At 67.0% G+C, this 16,557-nt stretch carries 12 protein-coding genes; 4 read left to right on the forward strand and 8 right to left on the reverse strand.

Going from position 1 to position 16,557, the window contains the following annotated elements:
- Positions 1 to 127 precede the first annotated feature (127 nt).
- Both C8C95_RS20295 and C8C95_RS20300 read right to left on the reverse strand, forming a co-directional pair.
- On the reverse strand, positions 128 to 667 hold the full coding sequence (locus tag C8C95_RS20295; RefSeq protein WP_207780626.1) for a DUF192 domain-containing protein: 540 nt from the start codon (positions 665 to 667) through the stop codon (positions 128 to 130).
- Between the two features lie 197 nt (positions 668 to 864).
- Positions 865 to 1,068, reverse strand: a complete 204-nt coding sequence (locus C8C95_RS20300; protein ID WP_015014238.1) for a hypothetical protein — start codon at positions 1,066 to 1,068, stop codon at positions 865 to 867.
- A gap of 225 nt (positions 1,069 to 1,293) precedes the next feature.
- Here C8C95_RS20300 and icd point away from each other — a divergent pair, with 225 nt between their 5' ends.
- From icd to C8C95_RS20320, 4 genes are all read left to right on the forward strand, one after another.
- Positions 1,294 to 2,553, forward strand: a complete 1,260-nt coding sequence (gene icd, locus C8C95_RS20305; RefSeq protein WP_060983856.1) for an NADP-dependent isocitrate dehydrogenase — start codon at positions 1,294 to 1,296, stop codon at positions 2,551 to 2,553.
- A 359-nt stretch (positions 2,554 to 2,912) separates the two neighbouring features.
- Complete coding sequence (locus C8C95_RS20310) at positions 2,913 to 4,763, forward strand: PAS domain S-box protein (protein ID WP_116749761.1); 1,851 nt, start codon at positions 2,913 to 2,915, stop codon at positions 4,761 to 4,763.
- The gene (locus tag C8C95_RS20315; protein ID WP_056062437.1) at positions 4,760 to 5,170 is read left to right on the forward strand and encodes a response regulator; all 411 of its coding nucleotides are present in this window, start codon (positions 4,760 to 4,762) and stop codon (positions 5,168 to 5,170) included. Before C8C95_RS20310 ends, C8C95_RS20315 begins: the two co-directional genes overlap by 4 nt.
- Positions 5,171 to 5,188: 18 nt before the next feature.
- Positions 5,189 to 8,821 carry an EAL domain-containing protein gene (locus C8C95_RS20320; protein WP_116749762.1) on the forward strand — a complete coding sequence of 1,211 codons (3,633 nt, stop codon included), beginning with the start codon at positions 5,189 to 5,191 and terminating at the stop codon, positions 8,819 to 8,821.
- Between the two features lie 58 nt (positions 8,822 to 8,879).
- On the opposite strand, the gene C8C95_RS20325 is transcribed toward C8C95_RS20320, so the two are convergent.
- The 6 genes from C8C95_RS20325 to C8C95_RS20350 all read right to left on the reverse strand — a co-directional run bounded on the left by C8C95_RS20325 (position 8,880) and on the right by C8C95_RS20350 (position 16,480).
- Positions 8,880 to 10,298 carry an ATP-binding cassette domain-containing protein gene (locus C8C95_RS20325; protein WP_116749763.1) on the reverse strand — a complete coding sequence of 473 codons (1,419 nt, stop codon included), beginning with the start codon at positions 10,296 to 10,298 and terminating at the stop codon, positions 8,880 to 8,882.
- Positions 10,295 to 11,137, reverse strand: coding sequence for an ABC transporter permease (locus tag C8C95_RS20330; RefSeq protein ID WP_116749764.1), 843 nt, complete (start codon positions 11,135 to 11,137; stop codon positions 10,295 to 10,297). Before C8C95_RS20330 ends, C8C95_RS20325 begins: the two co-directional genes overlap by 4 nt.
- Entirely contained in the window at positions 11,134 to 12,102 is a 969-nt protein-coding gene (locus C8C95_RS20335; protein WP_116749765.1) for an ABC transporter permease, read from the reverse strand. Before C8C95_RS20335 ends, C8C95_RS20330 begins: the two co-directional genes overlap by 4 nt.
- Positions 12,099 to 13,712 carry an ABC transporter substrate-binding protein gene (locus C8C95_RS20340; protein ID WP_165836560.1) on the reverse strand — a complete coding sequence of 538 codons (1,614 nt, stop codon included), beginning with the start codon at positions 13,710 to 13,712 and terminating at the stop codon, positions 12,099 to 12,101. The genes C8C95_RS20335 and C8C95_RS20340 overlap by 4 nt, the downstream gene beginning before the upstream one ends.
- An 18-nt stretch (positions 13,713 to 13,730) precedes the next feature.
- Entirely contained in the window at positions 13,731 to 15,785 is a 2,055-nt protein-coding gene (locus C8C95_RS20345) for a TonB-dependent receptor (protein ID WP_243415790.1), read from the reverse strand.
- A 305-nt stretch (positions 15,786 to 16,090) separates the two neighbouring features.
- Positions 16,091 to 16,480, reverse strand: a complete 390-nt coding sequence (locus tag C8C95_RS20350; protein WP_116749766.1) for a hypothetical protein — start codon at positions 16,478 to 16,480, stop codon at positions 16,091 to 16,093.
- Positions 16,481 to 16,557: the final 77 nt, after the last annotated feature.

Consider the following 16,557-nt stretch of genomic DNA (forward strand, 5'->3'; position numbering starts at 1 on the left):
GCAACAAAAAACGGCCCTCGGGCCGTTTTTTGTTGCTCCGCAGAAAAGTTGAAGTCTTTTTGGCCGGATGCGCTAGTGAATCATGTCTGTGCTGCTATTGAAAATATAGCACTAGCAGTCGCTTTCCTTACTGCCGGGCAAACGGGGTCCCGCCGAGTTTCGCCCCCGCCTTGATGCCCTTCTTGGCAAACCAGCCTTGGTTCATCTCCAGCACGTAGCGCACGGGCTTGGCCGAACAGTGTGAATCCAGTGTCTGGGGCTTCATGTCCTCCAGGTTCACGATGGTGCCGTCATCGGCAATGAAGGCCGCCGTGAGCGGCAGCAAGGTGTTCTTCATCCAGAAGCACTGCTGCGAGGGCTGTTCAAACACAAACAGCATGCCCTCGTGCGCGGGCATTTCCTTGCGGTACATCAGGCCGGTCTGGCGCTCCTGCGGGGTGAGGGCGACCTGGGCGTCGATGCGGTGCATGCCGGCCGTCAGCTCCACACGCCGCAGGTTCATCTGGGGGCCTTCCTGCGCTTGGGCGACCCCAGCAGGCGCGGCCAGTGCAAATGCCGCCAGCCAAACCGCCCAGGCTCCGACGGCGCGGCGGGCGCGACTAGGAACACCGGTCGCCACGCGCAGGGCGGCGAGCGGGAAGGCTGGGAGGGCGCGTGAGGCGGTCATGGGCGGGGCTTTCAGGCAAAAAAGACAACACGAAGTGCGGCAACTGCGCCAGGGACGGACTGCAGCGGTCGCGAAAAGTTCAGGCGGTGCGCGGGGCGTCTGCGCCACCAAAGAAAACGCCCGCAGGAGCGGGCGGTTTTGAATCAGAGAAGGCCTGAGGGCCCAGTGGCGGGTACGTCAGGCCTTGCAAAGCTGGTTCAGGCGGCCTTGTGGGCGGTTTTCTTCTTGGCGACCTTTTTGTGGGTCTTTTTCTTGGCGACCTTCTTGGTGGCCGGAGCTGCTGCCTGGGCCGTCATGGGAGCGGCTGCAGGAGTGGTGGTGGCAGGGGCGGCTGCGGGTGCCTGTGCAAAAGCACCAGCAGTGAACAGACCGGCCACGAGGACAGCGAGGAGTTTTTTCATATATGCCGTTTCCAGTGTGAACGAAGGTTGAAGGGCCGGACGAATTCCGCACGGCTCCACTCGCAACGATAGCAGCGCGCGGCCCGTTGACAGGGTCTTCGACGAAATTTTTTGTCATTAGAATGGTTTGAAACCACACTGCCACGCCTGTGGCGGTGCATCTTTTCCTCGCTTTGCCCCTCATCGACCGAATCAGACTCGGCGCATACCGGAGACTCCCCACCCATGACCACCTACCAGCACATCGTGGTGCCTGCCGAAGGCCAGAAAATCACCGTCAACGCCGACATGTCCCTGAACGTGCCGGACGAGCCCATCATTCCCTTCATCGAAGGCGATGGCACGGGTCTGGACATCACGCCCGTCATGATCAAGGTGGTCGATGCGGCTGTGGCCAAGGCCTATGGCGGCAAAAAGAAGATCCACTGGATGGAGGTGTACGCGGGCGAAAAGTCCACCAAGGTGTATGGCCCCGACGTGTGGCTGCCCGACGAAACCCTGCAGGTGCTGCGCGAATATGTGGTCTCCATCAAGGGCCCGCTGACCACGCCAGTGGGCGGCGGCATCCGCTCGCTGAACGTGGCGCTGCGCCAGGAACTGGACCTGTATGTGTGCTTGCGCCCCGTGCAGTATTTCAAGGGCGTGCCCTCGCCGCTGAAGGAGCCTGAAAAGACCAACATGGTCATCTTTCGCGAGAACTCGGAAGACATCTACGCCGGCATCGAATTTGAAGCCGAGTCCGACAAGGCCAAGAAGCTCATCAAGTTTCTGCAGGACGAGATGGGCGTCAAGAAGATCCGCTTCCCCAACACGTCCGGCCTGGGCGTGAAGCCCGTGTCCATCGAAGGCACCGAGCGCCTGGTGCGCAAGGCCATCCAGTACGCCATCGACAACGACAAGCCCAGCGTGACCATCGTGCACAAGGGCAACATCATGAAATACACCGAAGGCGGCTTCCGCGACTGGGCCTATGCGCTGGCACAGAAAGAATTCGGTGCTGAACTCATCGACGGCGGCCCCTGGTGCCGCCTCAGGAACCCCAAGAACGGCAAGGAAATCACCATCAAGGACAGCATCGCCGATGCCTTCCTGCAGCAGATCTTGCTGCGTCCGGCGGAGTATTCGGTGGTGGCTACGCTGAACTTGAACGGTGACTACATCTCCGACGCGCTGGCCGCGCAGGTGGGCGGCATTGGCATTGCCCCTGGCGCCAACATGTCCGACTCGGTGGCCTGCTTTGAAGCCACCCACGGCACCGCGCCCAAGTATGCGGGCAAGGACTACGTGAACCCCGGCTCCGAGATCCTCTCGGCCGAGATGATGCTGCGCCACATGGGCTGGACCGCTGCTGCCGACCTGATCATCAGCTCGCTGGAAAAGTCGATCGCCTCCAAGAAGGTGACCTATGACTTTGCCCGCCTGATGGAAGGCGCCACGCAGGTCAGCTGCTCGGGGTTTGGGCAGGTCATGATTGACAACATGTGATGAGCCTCCGCTGCCCCGCGGCCTGAAATGGGCGGCCTTGGATGCAATGGCACCCCTGATCCTTGAGGGGTTCAGGGGTTTGTTTTTTTGCGCGGCCGGGTTGGCATTTCAGTGTTGGTGTTTTGCGGCATTCCCCCCTAATATGGGTTGGCGCTTTCGCCGCAATGCGCTGCCCTGGCCTTCACGACGCAGGGTGATGGGTGTGCCGTGTGGCGAAGGGGTGGTGTCCAGGTAAAGCACTGCGAGTGTGGTGTGCGCCTTTTCCACCCACACAACAACACCGACACCGGGGTCAACGCGGAGGCACACCAGGCACAGCCGACGCTGTGATGCCACCGCCCCCGGAGCGAGAGGGCTGCATGGCGACTGACTTTTCTGCGGCGTACTGGGAACAGAACCCTGATGCACTGCTGGTGCTGTCACCCCAGGGCGTGGTGCTGGAGTGGAATCCGGCGGCCGAGCTGATCTTTGGCTATTCGCAGGCCGAAGTGCAGGGTCGCTCCATCCTCGACCTGATCGTGCCCCAGGGTCGCGCGCATGAAGAGGATCTTTTCCGTGCCGAGGCCCTGCGACTGGGCACTTCGGTGCAGGAGGCTGTGCGCCGCCGCAAGGACGGCTCGCTGGTGCATGTCAATGTATCGACCAAGGCCGTGTGCGATGCGGCCGGGCAGGTGCTGTACTTTTTGTCGAGCAAGAAGGATGTCACCCAGCTCAAGGTGCAGCGCGATGCCAAGCTGCTGGAGGCACGGTTTCGCGACCTGCTCGAATCCACCCCCGACGCAATCGTGATGGTCAACGTGACCGGGCGCATCGTGCTCGTCAACTCGCAGGCCGAGCGCGTGTTTGGCTACCCCCGCTCCGAGTTGTTGGGCCAGGCGGTGGAGGTGTTGTTACCCCACCGCTACCGGGGTGCCCACCTGGGCCATCGCAGCGGGTTTTTTGGCCAGCCGCGTACGCGCACCATGGGCGCGGGGCTGGAGCTGCATGGCCTGCGCAAGGACGGTGGCGAGTTCCCGGTCGAGATCAGCCTGAGCCCCATCGACACCGAAGAGGGCACCATGGTGATGAGCGCCATCCGCGACATCACCGACCGCAAGCGCGCAGACCAGAAGTTCAAGGACCTGCTGGAGGCCGCACCCGACGCCATGGTCATCGTCAACCGCGAAGGGCGCATCGTGCTGGTCAACTCCCAGGCGGTCAAACTGTTTGGCTGGAGCCGCGATGAGCTGCTGGGCCAGCCCATCGAGTTGCTGGTGCCCCAGCGCTTCAGCGCCCGCCACCCCGACCACCGGCGCAACTTTTTTGCCGAACCACGTACCCGCTCCATGGGCGCAGGGCTGGAGTTGCACGGTTTGCGCAAGGACGGCAGCGAGTTTCCGGTCGAGATCAGCCTGAGCCCGCTGGAGACGGAGGAGGGCTTGTTTGTCTCCAGCGCCATCCGCGATGTGACGGAGCGCAAGCGCATCGAGCAGGTGCTGCGCGACAAGAACCTCGAGCTGGAGAACGCGGCACTGGTGAAAGACCGTTTTCTGGCTAGCATGTCCCACGAGCTGCGCACACCGCTCAACGCCATCATTGGCTTTACCGGCACGCTGCTCATGAAGCTGCCCGGCCCGCTCAATGCTGAACAGGACAAGCAGTTGCGCATCGTGCAGACCGGCGCCAAGCACCTGCTGTCGCTCATCAACGACCTGCTGGACGTGGCCAAGCTCAGCGCCAACAAGGTCACGCTGAACCTGGAGCCCGTGGACTGCAAGACCCTGATCGAAGAAGTGTCTGCGACACTGGAAATGGAGGCACGGCGCAAGGGCCTGGCTTTTGCGGTGCACATGCCGCCGGTCGATGTCTTGCTGCTCACCGACCGGCGTGCGCTCAGTCAGATTCTCATCAACCTCGTGGGTAACGCCATCAAGTTCACGCAACAGGGGCGGGTGGATGTGGTGCTGCAGGATTTGCAGCTGCCCACCGGCCGCGCGGTGCAACTGCGGGTGCAGGACACCGGGCCAGGCATACCGCTGCAGGAGCAGCCCCGGCTGTTCGAGGCGTTTTCGCGGGTGGAAAGTGCGGACCGCCGCCACCACGAAGGCACGGGCCTGGGCCTGCACCTGAGCCGCAAGCTGGCGGAAGCACTGGGAGGCACGCTGGGTTTTGACAGCACCGAAGGCCTGGGCAGCACCTTCACCCTGCAATTGCCGGAGCCCCTGGCATGACAACCACCATCCATCCCGCCACCATTCTGGTCATCGAGGACGATGACGCAAGCCGCCTGCTGGTCACCTACCTGCTGGAAGCCGCTGGCCACCGCGTGCTGGCGGCCGAAAACGGCGCCGTGGGGCTGGACCTGGCCCTGGCCGAGAGTCCGGACATTGTGTTGTGCGACCTGCAGATGCCGGTGATGAACGGCTACGAGGTGGCTCGCGGCCTGCGCGCCAGCCCACGCTGGCGGGTGGTGCCACTGGTGGCGGTGACTGCGTTCTCGATGCCGGGCGACCGCGAGAAGGCCCTCGAAGTCGGCTTTAATGAACACCTGTCCAAGCCCATCACGCCCGAGACCTTTGTGCAGCAGATTGAGGCGTTTTTGGCTGGTGCCCACCCGGCTCCGCCCCAATCAGGTTGAATATCCAGCACGTACAGCATGGCAAAGATCCTCGTCGTCGATGACCTCCCAGCCAACCGCGCCCTGGTGGTGACCCTCATCGGGCACAGCGGCCACCAGGCGCTGGAGGCGGCCGATGGCGCCGAGGCGTTGGCCGTGGTCCGTGCCGAACGCCCCGACCTGGTGATCTCCGACATCCTGATGCCTACCATGGACGGCTTTGAGTTTGTGCGGCAACTGCGCTCTGAACATGGCCTGGCGGCCACGCAGGTGATCTTTTGCAGTGCCCACTATCACGAGGAAGACGCCCTGCGCCTTGCCAAGGCCTGCGGCGTGACCCAGGTGCTGTTCAAGCCCTGCGAGCCGCAGGACATCCTGGCCGCTATCGAGCAGGCGCTCACGCAGATCCGCCACCAGCCCTCGGTGGCGCTGGAACACAGTTTTCAGACCCATCACCTGCAACTGATGACCGACAAGCTCACCGGCAACATGGCCGAGCTGGAGGCCATGAACCGGCGCCTGTCCGCGCTGACCGATCTGAACCTGCAACTGGCCTCCGAGCGCGATCCGCAGGTGCTGCTGGCCAATGTGTGCCGGGGTGCGCGCGAGCTGGTGGGCGCGCAGTACGCCGTGTTGTGCGTGGTGCGCAAGCACAGCGACGGTGCCATCACCTGCACCAGCGGCATGGACCCGGCCCTGCAGAACGGACCGCTCGATCTGCCTGTGGTGTCGCATGGGCTGTTGGGGCAGCTGCGGGCCGAACGCCGCCCGCAGCGCCTGGTCAATGCCGGTGGCGACCCTGTGGCGCTGGGTTTGCCCGCAGGCTATCCCCCGGTGCACACGGCGGTGATCGCACCCATCGTGTCGTTGTCGTTCTCCTATGGCTGGCTGTGTCTGGCCAACAAGCTGGGGGCCGATGCCTTCAGCGCCGATGACGAAAAAGTCCTCGCCATCCTGGGTGCGCAGGTGGGCCGCATTTATGAGAACGGCAGCCTCTACCTGGAGATCCAGCAGCACGCCGACCAATTGCAGGTGCAGGTGCAAGAGCGCCAGCGCGCAGTGGATGCCCTGCGTGCCAACAAGGCCAGCCTGCGCCGGGCCCAGGCGCTGGCCAAGATATCCCACGTCATCAGCGGGCCCGATGGCGCCTTCGAAAGCTGGCTCGATACCTTGCCCGACATGCTGGGCCTGGACGAAAGCGCCATGCCCCGCTCGGCCCGCGAATGGCTGGCACTGGTGCACCCCGACGACCGCGACATGTTCCGCCGCCATGCGCTGCAGGCCGCCCACCTGGGCGCGCGCATGGATTTCACCTACCGGGTCCTGCGTGGCGACGGCCAGCCGCTGTACTTGCGCCAGGTGATGGAGCCGCTGGAGGACGAGGCGGGCCGTGGGGAGCAGGGCCGCTGGTTCAACACCATCCAGGACATCACCAAGGAAAAGCGCGCCGAGGAAGAACTGCACGAAAGCGACCGCCGCTTCAACGACATGCTCGACAAGGTCGAGATGATCTCGCTGATGCTTGACTGCGAAGGACGCATCACCTACTGCAACGACTACCTGCTGCGCCTGACCGGCTGGCAGCGCGACGAGGTGTTTGGCCGCAACTGGTTCGATCTGTTTGTGCCTCCCGAGATGGGCGATGTGCGCAGTGTTTTTGCGGACGTGCTGGCTGACCGGCCGTCGGCCTGGCACTACGACAACGAGATACTGACCCGCTCTGGCGGGCGGCGCCTGGTGCACTGGAACAACACCGTGTTGCGCTCGGTGGGCGGGCAGGTGACCGGGGTGGCGGCCTTGGGAGAAGACATCACCGCGCGCCGGGATGCCGAGCGGCGCATCAAGCGCCTCAACCGCGTGTACGCCGTGCTCAGCGGCATCAACACCTTGATCGTGCGCGTGCGCCAGCGCGACGAGCTGTTCCGCGAGGCCTGCCGTGTCGCGGTGGAGCACGGCCAGTTCAAGATCGCCTGGATCGGCCGCGTGGACCATGCCCTGCAAGAGGTGGTGCCGGTGGCGCTCGCCGGGGCCGGAGCGGAGTTCCTCATGCATGTGCGGCGCCGGTTGTGGCTCAGCGAAACCCCCAGGGAGGGCGAAAGCCTGAGCGCCAGCGTGGTGCGCACCCAGCAGGCCGCGGTGTGTGAAGACATTCAGAGCGACCCGCGCATTCTGGTGCCACAGGAGCTGGCTGCGCGCGGCGTGGCATCCATGGCCGTGTTGCCCCTGCTGGTGGCGCACGAGGTGGTGGGCGTGATCGCCCTCTTTGCAGACGAAGCCGGGTTCTTTGACGATGACGAGATGCACCTGCTGACCGAGCTGGCGGGGGACATCGGTTTTGCCATGGACCACCTCGACAAGGAAGAGCGGCTGAACTACCTGGCGTACTACGACGACATCACCGGTCTGCCCAACCGCACCCTGTTCCTGGAGCGCAGCGGCCAGCACCTGCGGCCGCGCGAAGGGGCCAAGGCGCTGCTCGGCATGGGGCTCATGGACATCAGCCGGTTTCGGTTCGTCAACGACACCCTGGGGCGCCAGGAGGGGGACGAACTGCTCAAGCAGGTGGCGCAGCGCCTGCAACAAGCGGCGGGCGACGCGTACGACCTGGCGCGCATTGGCGTCAACAGCTTTGGCATCGCCGTGACCGACGCGCGGGATGCGGGCGCAGTGGCGCTGGCGCTGGACGGGTTGATGCGGGCCTGTTTTGATGCGCCCTTTGTGCTGGGCGGCACGGAGCTGCGCATGGCGGCCAAGGCCGGTGTCGCGCTGTACCCCATGGATGGTGCCGATGCAGAGACCCTGCTGCGCAACGCCGAGGCGGCACTCAACAAGGCCAAGGCCTCGGCCGACAGCCTGCTGTTCTACACCTCGGAGATGAACACCCGCGTGGCCGAAGCCCTGAGCCTGGAGGGGCGCCTGCGCGACGCACTGGAGCAGGGCCAGTTCGTGCTGCACTACCAGCCCAAACAGCACCTGGCCACGGGTGCCATCGCCGGGGCCGAGGCCCTGATCCGCTGGAACGATCCCCGCCGGGGACTGGTGCCACCCGCGCAGTTCATCCCCATTCTGGAAGAAACCGGCCTGATCTACGACGTGGGCCGCTGGGCGCTGCGCCAGGCCCTGGCTGACAACCTGCGCTGGCGCCAGGCGGGGCTGGCGCCCCTGCGGGTCGCCGTCAATGTGTCGTTCTTGCAGCTGCGGCACCGGGGCTTCATTGCCGAGGTGCGCGACGCCGTGGCCCACGACGCCCAGGCGGCCGCCGGGCTGGAGCTGGAGATCACCGAAAGCATGGTCATGGACGATGTGCAGCACAGCACCGCCAGCCTGCATGCGCTGCGCGAGATGGGCATCACCATCGCCATCGACGACTTCGGCACAGGTTTCTCGTCACTGAGCTACCTGGCCAAACTGCCGGTGGACACGCTCAAGATCGACCGGTCCTTCATCCTGAACATGGCCTCAGGCCCGCAGGGCGTGGCGCTGGTGTCCACCATCGTCAACCTGGGGCACTCGCTGGGCCTCAAGGTTGTGGCCGAAGGTGTGGAGGCCGAGGACCAGTCCCGGCATCTGGCGCTGCTGGGTTGCGACGAGATCCAGGGGTATCTGCTGAGCAAGCCGGTGCCTGCCGAGGTGTTTGAGGCGCAGTTTCTTCAGTCAGCGGTGGCCGATTGACAGAGCATGTCTTCGGCGTGTTTGCGCTTTAGTCCCCAACGGGCTGTCTGGTCATTTGTTAAGGCGATTCGCGCATATGCAGCGTGTGCGTTGCAACGACATTTGCCAGCGCCTCATCATGGGTAACCAACACTAAAGCAGCCCCGGATTCGTGTACGGCATCTAGCAGTACCTGTATAGCCTCTTGCTGCGTGATCGGGTCCAGGCGCGAGGTCGGCTCATCGGCAAACAGCAGCGCCGGTTGCGCCACCAGCACGCGCGCCAGCGCAATGCGCTGCAGCTCGCCGCCCGACACCTGGTCGGGTCTACGCGCCAGCAGGTCCTCGGGCACACGCAGCTGCGCCAGGCGCTGCTGTACCGCCTTCCAGTCGCAGCGGTGCAGGCGGGCGGCATCGCGCAGCGACTGGGCCAGGCTGATGTGTGGGGCAAACGAACTGACCGGGTCCTGGTACAGCTTTTGGAACGCATGCGGGCGCAGCCGGGCGTTGCGCTCCACACGGCCCGTGTCGGGCGCCACCAGGCCCAGCAGCACATTGCCCAGCGTGCTTTTGCCGGTGCCGCTGGGGCCTTGCACGGCGATGCGTTCACCGCTGCGTAGTTCCAGGTCCAGCGGCGCAAACAGCCTCTGCGCACCATAGGCTTTGGAGATGCCATGCGCCTGTACGACGGGTTCCCCCAGCGAAGGCTCGGCAAACGGCAGCCAGTGGGCCGGGTCGGCCTGCAGCAGCTGGCGGGTAAAGGCGTGCTGCGGCGCGGCGGCCACGGTGTGGATGTCGCCTTGCTCCACCGCCTGTCCGTGGCGCAGCACGATCACCTGGCCGCCCAGTGCCTGCGCCACCTGCATGTCGTGGGTGATGGTGAGCAGGCAGCCGCCTGCCTTCAGCACGCCCTGGAACAACTCCACCATGCGGCCGCGCCAATGCGCGTCCAGGCCCTTGGTGGGCTCGTCCACCATCAGCACCGGCGCGCCTCCGGCCAGGGTGATGGCGGCCACGGCGCGCTGGGCCATGCCGCCCGACAGTTGCCAGGGGTAGTGGCTGCCTGCGCCGCCCAGGCCCGCAGCGCCCAGCACCTGTTTGGCCTTGGCGCTGGCGGCGCTGGGGGGCTGCTGGTGCAGCAGGCGGTACACCTCGGCCAGCTGCGGTGCCACGCGGGCCAGGGGGTTGAGTGCCAGCGAGGGCTCCTGCGGCAGCAGCGCCAGCTTGCGGCCCCACAGGGCGCGGCGCGCGGCGGCGTCTTCGGCGCGGGTGGTGGTGCCATCCAGCGTGATCTGGCCCGTGGCCTGCAGCGCAGGCGGCAGGTTGCCCATGATGGCCTGGGCCAGCAGCGACTTGCCCGCACCGCTTTCGCCCACCAGGGTCAGCGCCTCGCCCGGCCGCAGGCTGAAGCTGATGTCGCGCAGCAGCCGCTTGCCGCCCACCTGGATGCCCAGCCCCTCCACGGCCAGCAGGGCGTCGGATGTCAAAGGCGTGGTCATGCGGTCTCCCGGTCGGGGTTGAGCAGCATCATCGCGGCCACCAACCACACCAGCAGGGCGGTGGGGGCGGCAATGAGCCACGGGGCTTCTTCGTAGTAAGGCATGGCCTCGGTCATCATCAGGCCCAGCTCGGGCGTGGGCGGCTGCATGCCCACGCCCACAAAACCCAGCGCGGCCAGCGCCAGCACGGCTTGCGACGTGGTGAAGGCCAGCAGCGTGCCCAGCGTGGGCGCGAGCGCAGGCAGCAGGTGGCGGCGCAGCACATAGCCGCGCCCAAACCCCAGCAGGCGCGATGCCTGCACCGCATCACCCGCCAGCACGGGCCGGGCCACCGCGCGGCTCAGGCGGAAGTATTCCACCCACAGCGCAGCCGACAGGCCCGCATACAGCGCCCACAGCGCGCCGGGCGCCAGGGCCGCAATCAGCAGCACCAGCAGGAGGCCCGGAATGGCGAGCACCGAGTCCGACAGCATGAGCAGCGCCCGCTCGGTGCGCCCGCCGCGCCATGCGGCGGCAACGCCCAGCAGCGTGCCGGGCACGGCGGCGCTCACGGCCGCCAGCAGCGCCATGCCCAGCGACAGCTGCGCCGCATGCGCCAGCCGCGCCAGTGCCGAGCGGCCCAGCACATCAGTGCCCAGCCAGTGCTGGGCGCTGGGGGGCGCCAGGGTGTTGCGCAGGTCTTGCACCACCGGGCTGGCGCCCACCAGCCAGGGGCCGAGCAGGGCAAACAGCGCCAGCAGGCCGAGCAAGGTAATGCCCAGCACGGTGCGAACAGGCCAGCGGGGTCGGTCGATCACGATGTCAGCGGAGGGATGCAGCGTGGAAGGCACGGCACTCATGCAGCCACCTTTTGTGTGTGTCGGGGGTCCAGCGCGAGGCACGCTGCATCCACCAGCAGGTTGAAGACCACAAACAGCACGCCCATGCACAGGGCCGTGCCTTGCACCACAGGGATGTCGCGCCCGAACACGGCGTGCACCAGCGCATGGCCAATGCCGGGCCAGGCAAACAGCGTCTCCACCACCAGCGCGCCCTCCACCAGGAACAGCGCCTGCACGCCCAGGTAGGCCGTCACCGGCACGGCGGCATTGCGCAGGCCATGGCGCACCAGCGCCTGCCAGTTGCTCAGGCCCTTGGTGCGCGCAAATTCGAAAAAGGGCGACACCACCACCTCCAGAATCGCAGCGCGGGTCACACGCGCCAGCCCGGCGGCCAGGCCCAGCCCCAGCGTGAGCGCGGGCAGCACCAGGCTGGCCTGGCTCTCGTCACCGCCCGCAGGCAAAAACCCCCACTGCACCGCCACCAGCAGGATGAGCAGCACCGACAGCAAAAACGGCGGCAGCGCGCGCAGCACCACGGTCATCAGCCAGCTGGCCTTGTCCACCCAGCCCTGGGGCCACAGCCCGGCCCACACGCCCAGCGGCACACCCACGGCAAAGGCAATGGCCAGCGCGGCGGCCGACAGGCGCAGCGTGGCGCCCAGGTGGTGCGTGACCTCGTGCCACACCGATCGCTGCGACACCAGCGACTGGCCCAGGTTGAACGTGGCCATGTCGCGCCACCAGTGCAACAGCGCCAGCCAACCGGGTCGGTCCAGCCCCAGCTCTGCGCGCACCGCGTCGGCGGCGGCGTTGCTCACCAGGTCATAGCCATAGCGGCCCGCCGCCACGCGCATGGCCAGGTCGCCCGGCAGGGCGCGCACCATCAAAAAGCACAGCGTGCCGATCAGCAGGGACACGGCCAGCACCTGCACCAGCCTGCGGCCGAGCAGGGCGGCCCAGGGTTTTGAAATCAAGGGGTTCATGGGTTGTTCCACTCCATGCCGGTCAGGCGGTAAGAACGCTCCAGCGGGTCCAGGGTGACGCCCGCCAGCCGGGGGGCCACGGCCACATGCTGGCGGTACCACGCCACGGGGATCACGGGCAGCTCGGCTTGCAGGGTGTGCGTGATGGTTTGCCGCAGCGCGCGCGTGCGCTCGGGCGGAGTCTGGGTGCGCGTCAGCTCTTGCAGGGCCTGCACCACGGTGTCGCTGTGCCAGCCCATGGCGCCCCAGTCGCCGCCCTGGGCGGCAAAGTCGCCCGCCAGCGTGCCTGTGGGGTCGGGCACGTTGGCGTAGTTGCGCGCAGCCAGCGCCAGTTGCAGGCTGCCGTCGCGGTGGCCCCGGGGCACGTCGCCCGAGTTGCCAATGCTCACCTTCACTGCCATGCCCGCCAGCCGCCATTGCTCCTGCAAGGCGGTGGCAATCAGCGGCAGCTCGGGCCGGTCCACAAAGGTGCGGATCACCAGGTGCAGCGGCTGGCCCTGGGCATCGCGCAGGCCGTCGCTGTGGCGCTGCCAGCCAGCGGCCCGCAGCAGGCGCGCGGCGGCTTCGGGGTCGTGCTGCAGCGGGGGCAGGTGCGGGTTGTGCCACGCGCCCAGCGTGGGCGGCAGTAGCTGCGTAGCCGCCAGCGCCTCGTCGCCCATCAGCGCCAGGGCAATGCCCGCACGGTCGATGGCCAGGCTCAGCGCCTGGCGCACGCGCACATCGCGCAGCGCAGGCAGGCCCGCGTTGAGCTTGACGATGACGGTGCGCGGCAGCGTGACCGACGCAATGCGCACCGCTGTGCGGCGTGCCAGCGCCGGGTTCTGCGCATGGCGCCGCAGCCGCCGCAGGCTGGCCGGGTCCAGCCCGTAGGCCAGGTCGGCCTGGCCGCTCTCGGCCATCAACGCGCGGGTTTCGGCTCGGCTGGCGGCCAGGTAGCGCACGGCGGCAATGGCGGGGCGCGGGCCGTCGTAGGCATCAAACACCACCGTTTCGACCTGCTGCGGCGGCACCAGCACCGCAATGCGGTAGGGGCCGCTGCCAATGATGCTGCGCACCTTGCCGTCGGCCCCATAGCTGGCCGGGGCCAGCACCATGGTGCTGGAATGCGCCAGCAGCGCGGGCAGGGCGGTGTGGGGGCGTTGCAGGCGGATGAGCACCGTGCCTTCATCAGGCGCGGTGACGGACTCAATGGGCGCCTGGCTCAGCAGTGCGGGCGCCACCTGCGCGGCCTGCAGGCTGCGCACCACGGCGGCGGCCGTGACCGGCGTGCCATTATGAAAACGCGCCCCGGGCCGCAGCTCAAAGTGCCACACCAGCCCATCCGCCGACCGGCGCCAGAGCCGCGCCAGCGCGGGCCGTGGCTGGCCGTCGTCTGCGGCGTCCAGCAGGGTTTCGGTGACCTGCATGCGCGTGAACACATAGCCACTGCTGGCGGGCGCCAGGCCGCTGATCTCCCACGGGCCGACGATTTGCAGCGGTGCGGGAGGGGCGGCGGGTGGTGCGCCCTGCGCCGAGGCAGCGGGCAGGGCGCCCGCCGCCAGCGCGGCCACGGGGGCCTGCAAGGCACGGCGGCGGGTCAGGGGTTTGGGGGCGGAGGAGTGTGTTGTCATGCAGGTCACCGACACCACTCAAAACTTGGCTTGCAGGCCCACCGTAACGGTGCGCGCCGCCCCTGGCGCCACCCACACGCGGCTGTACGAGCTGGTGTAGTGCACCTTGTCAAACACGTTGTCCACGTCCAGCGACAGGTTCAGCGTGGGGCTCAGGCGCCAGTACGCCATCAGCTTGGCCGTGGTGTAGCTGGGCAGCTCAAACGCGGCGGTGCCTGCATTGGCCTCGGCCTGCGTGCGGGCCTGGCCCAGGCGCTTGCCCATGTGCGTCACGCCACCGCCCACGCCATAGCGCTGGCCGTTGGCCAACTGGTTTTCGTACACCGCCAGCACGCTGCCGTTCACGCGCGGCACGTTCAGCAGGCGGCCGCCCACCTCCAGCGTGTTGTCGCGGGTCACCTCCACGTCGTTGACCACCAGGCTCGCATTCACGCGCCAATGGGGGCTCAGGCGGCCCGCCAGGTCCAGCTCCAGCCCCCGGCTGCGCACTTCGCCCGCTGCGGCTGAAAAGCCTGCGTTCAGCGGGTCGCTGGTCAGCACATTGCGCTTGGTGATGTCGAACAGCGCCGCCGTGGCGCCCAGGCGCTGGTCGGCGCTCTCCCACTTGGCGCCCAGCTCCAGCGCACGGGATTTTTCCGGGTCAAAGCTGTTGCCCGCCACATTGCTGCCCGTGTTGGGGCGGAACGAACTGCCCGCATTGGCATACACCGTCCACCCCGGCGTGGGCAGCCAGCTCACGCCCAGGCGCGGCGACACGGCCGATGGGCTTTGCGCCGTGGTGCGGTTGGTGATGCGGTTTTGCAGGCTCTGGTCATAGTGGTCGGCCCGCAGCCCGGCCATCACGCGCCACTGCTCGCCCAGCTTCAGAGTGTCTTGCACATACAGCGCGGTGTTGCGCTGCTTCTCCAGCGTGTCGGTGTTGCGCCCCGGTGTAGGCTGCGCCTGGCCGTACACGGGGTTGAAGATGTCGATGGCATACGGCGCGGCAGCGCTGGGGTTCACCCGCAGCATCACCGAATCCATGCTGAACCGGTAGCTCTCCACCCCCACCAGCAGCTCATGCTCCAGCCCGCCCGTGCGCAGGTTGCCCTGCAGCTCGGCCTGCACGGCCACGTCGTCCGACTGGAAGTCGCGATGCCGCCGCTGGCGCGTCAGCGTGCGGCCATTGGCCTGCAGCGCCGTGGCCTCGGTCGAGAAGCCTTCCATCCCCGTCTCGCGGTACGACAGCCCCACGCGGCTGCGCCAGTCGGGGTTCCACTCGTGCGACAGCACCAGCTGGTGCGTCTGGTTGGTCACCGTCACATCGCCATCGGCAGGCTCGCCCAGAAAGCGGCTGGCGGGCACCGCGCCCAGGCGGTTGTTGACCGCCACCACGCCCCGGTCCAGCGGCGTGGCGTGGCGCAGAAATTCAGCCGTGTATTCGAGCACCGTGTCGGGCGAGAGCTTCCAGGTGAAGGCCGGGGCCACCACCTGCCGCTGCGCGCTCACATGGTCGCGAAAGCTGCCCTTGTCTTCCACAGCCACATTCAGGCGGTAGGCCAGCCGGTCGTTGATGGGGCCCGTGGTGTCCAGCGCCGCCCGGCCCAGGCCGTAGCTGCCCGCGTAGGCTTCTACCGAATGCGCAGCCTTCCACAGCGGCTTCTTGCTCACGATGTTGAGCGTGCCGCCGGGCTCGCTGCTGCCATACAGCGCGGCGGCCGGGCCCTTGAGGAACTCCACCCGCTCCACCCCCGCCAGATCGCGCGGCGCGTTAAAGCCCCGGTTGGACGAAAACCCGTTGAGCAGCGTCGCCATGCCCGTGTTCTCGTTACCCGGCAGGCCCCGGATGGCGATGTTGTCCCACAGCCCGCCAAAGTTGTTCTGGCGCGAGACACCGCCCACGTAGTCCAGCACATCATCGAGCCGCGTGGCGCCCAGGTCGTCCAGCGTCTGGCGCGACATCACGCGCACCGACTGCGGCAGCTCGCGCAGCGGCAGGCTGGTCTTGGCGCCCTCCGCTTCGTCGGCGTAGTAGGTGCCTGAAGCACTGCGGCCCACCACGTCCACGGCCGACAGGGTGGGTGGGGTGACCACATCGCCGTCTGCGGCCCAGGCGGGGTGGAGGGATGCCAGCAGGGCGGCGGCCGCCAGGACCGTCAATGTGGGGCGCGGCAGGGCGGCTGGGCGTGAAGAAGAAACAGAAGAATAGGAAGAACGCACGGCAAACCAGTCCAAAAGCGGTGAATGCAAAAGCCAGGAGCAACGCGGCTCACACCCGCCTGGGAGTTGGCAGGCGCACATGGCCGCGTGCCCACACCCACCCCACGGGGGTGAATGCAAGGGCGAAAACGAAAAGGGGATGCGCTGGGGAGCGCAGGCTGGCTGGGGCCCGACGTGTGTCAGGCCCGCTGGGCTGGCGGAGGATCGCGTGCAGCAAACGGCCAGCGCACCTGCTGGGCCGTGAAGGGGTCTGCGCCTTGCGGCGCGATGGCGCCGGGTTCAGTGGGGAGTTGTGGCTGGCGAGCCGGTGCATGCGCCAGCCCCGCCTCCAGCGCGTGGGTCAGGCACCAGGCGCAGGGGGTGTGTGTTTCTTCGCTATGGTCGTCGCTGGCTGCGGCGTTGTTTGCCAACGCATCCACATCGCCTGCGGCTGCCGAGGCTGTGGCGCTGCGCACCATCTCTTGAATGTGCCGCGCCTCATGCAAGGGCGCACCCGCCAGGGCGTTGAACAACGCCACCAGCAGAAGCACGATGTGGGAAGGCAGGGCGGGGGTGTTGCGGCGCAGCATGAGGGGATGCGAATCATACTCAAGTGCGGTGTCCTCTGTGCAGACACGCGTGCGTCGAACGATATGGCGTAGAAATC

The sequence above is a fragment of the Acidovorax sp. 99 genome (assembly GCF_003096455.1).
Lineage (GTDB): Bacteria > Pseudomonadota > Gammaproteobacteria > Burkholderiales > Burkholderiaceae_C > Acidovorax > Acidovorax delafieldii.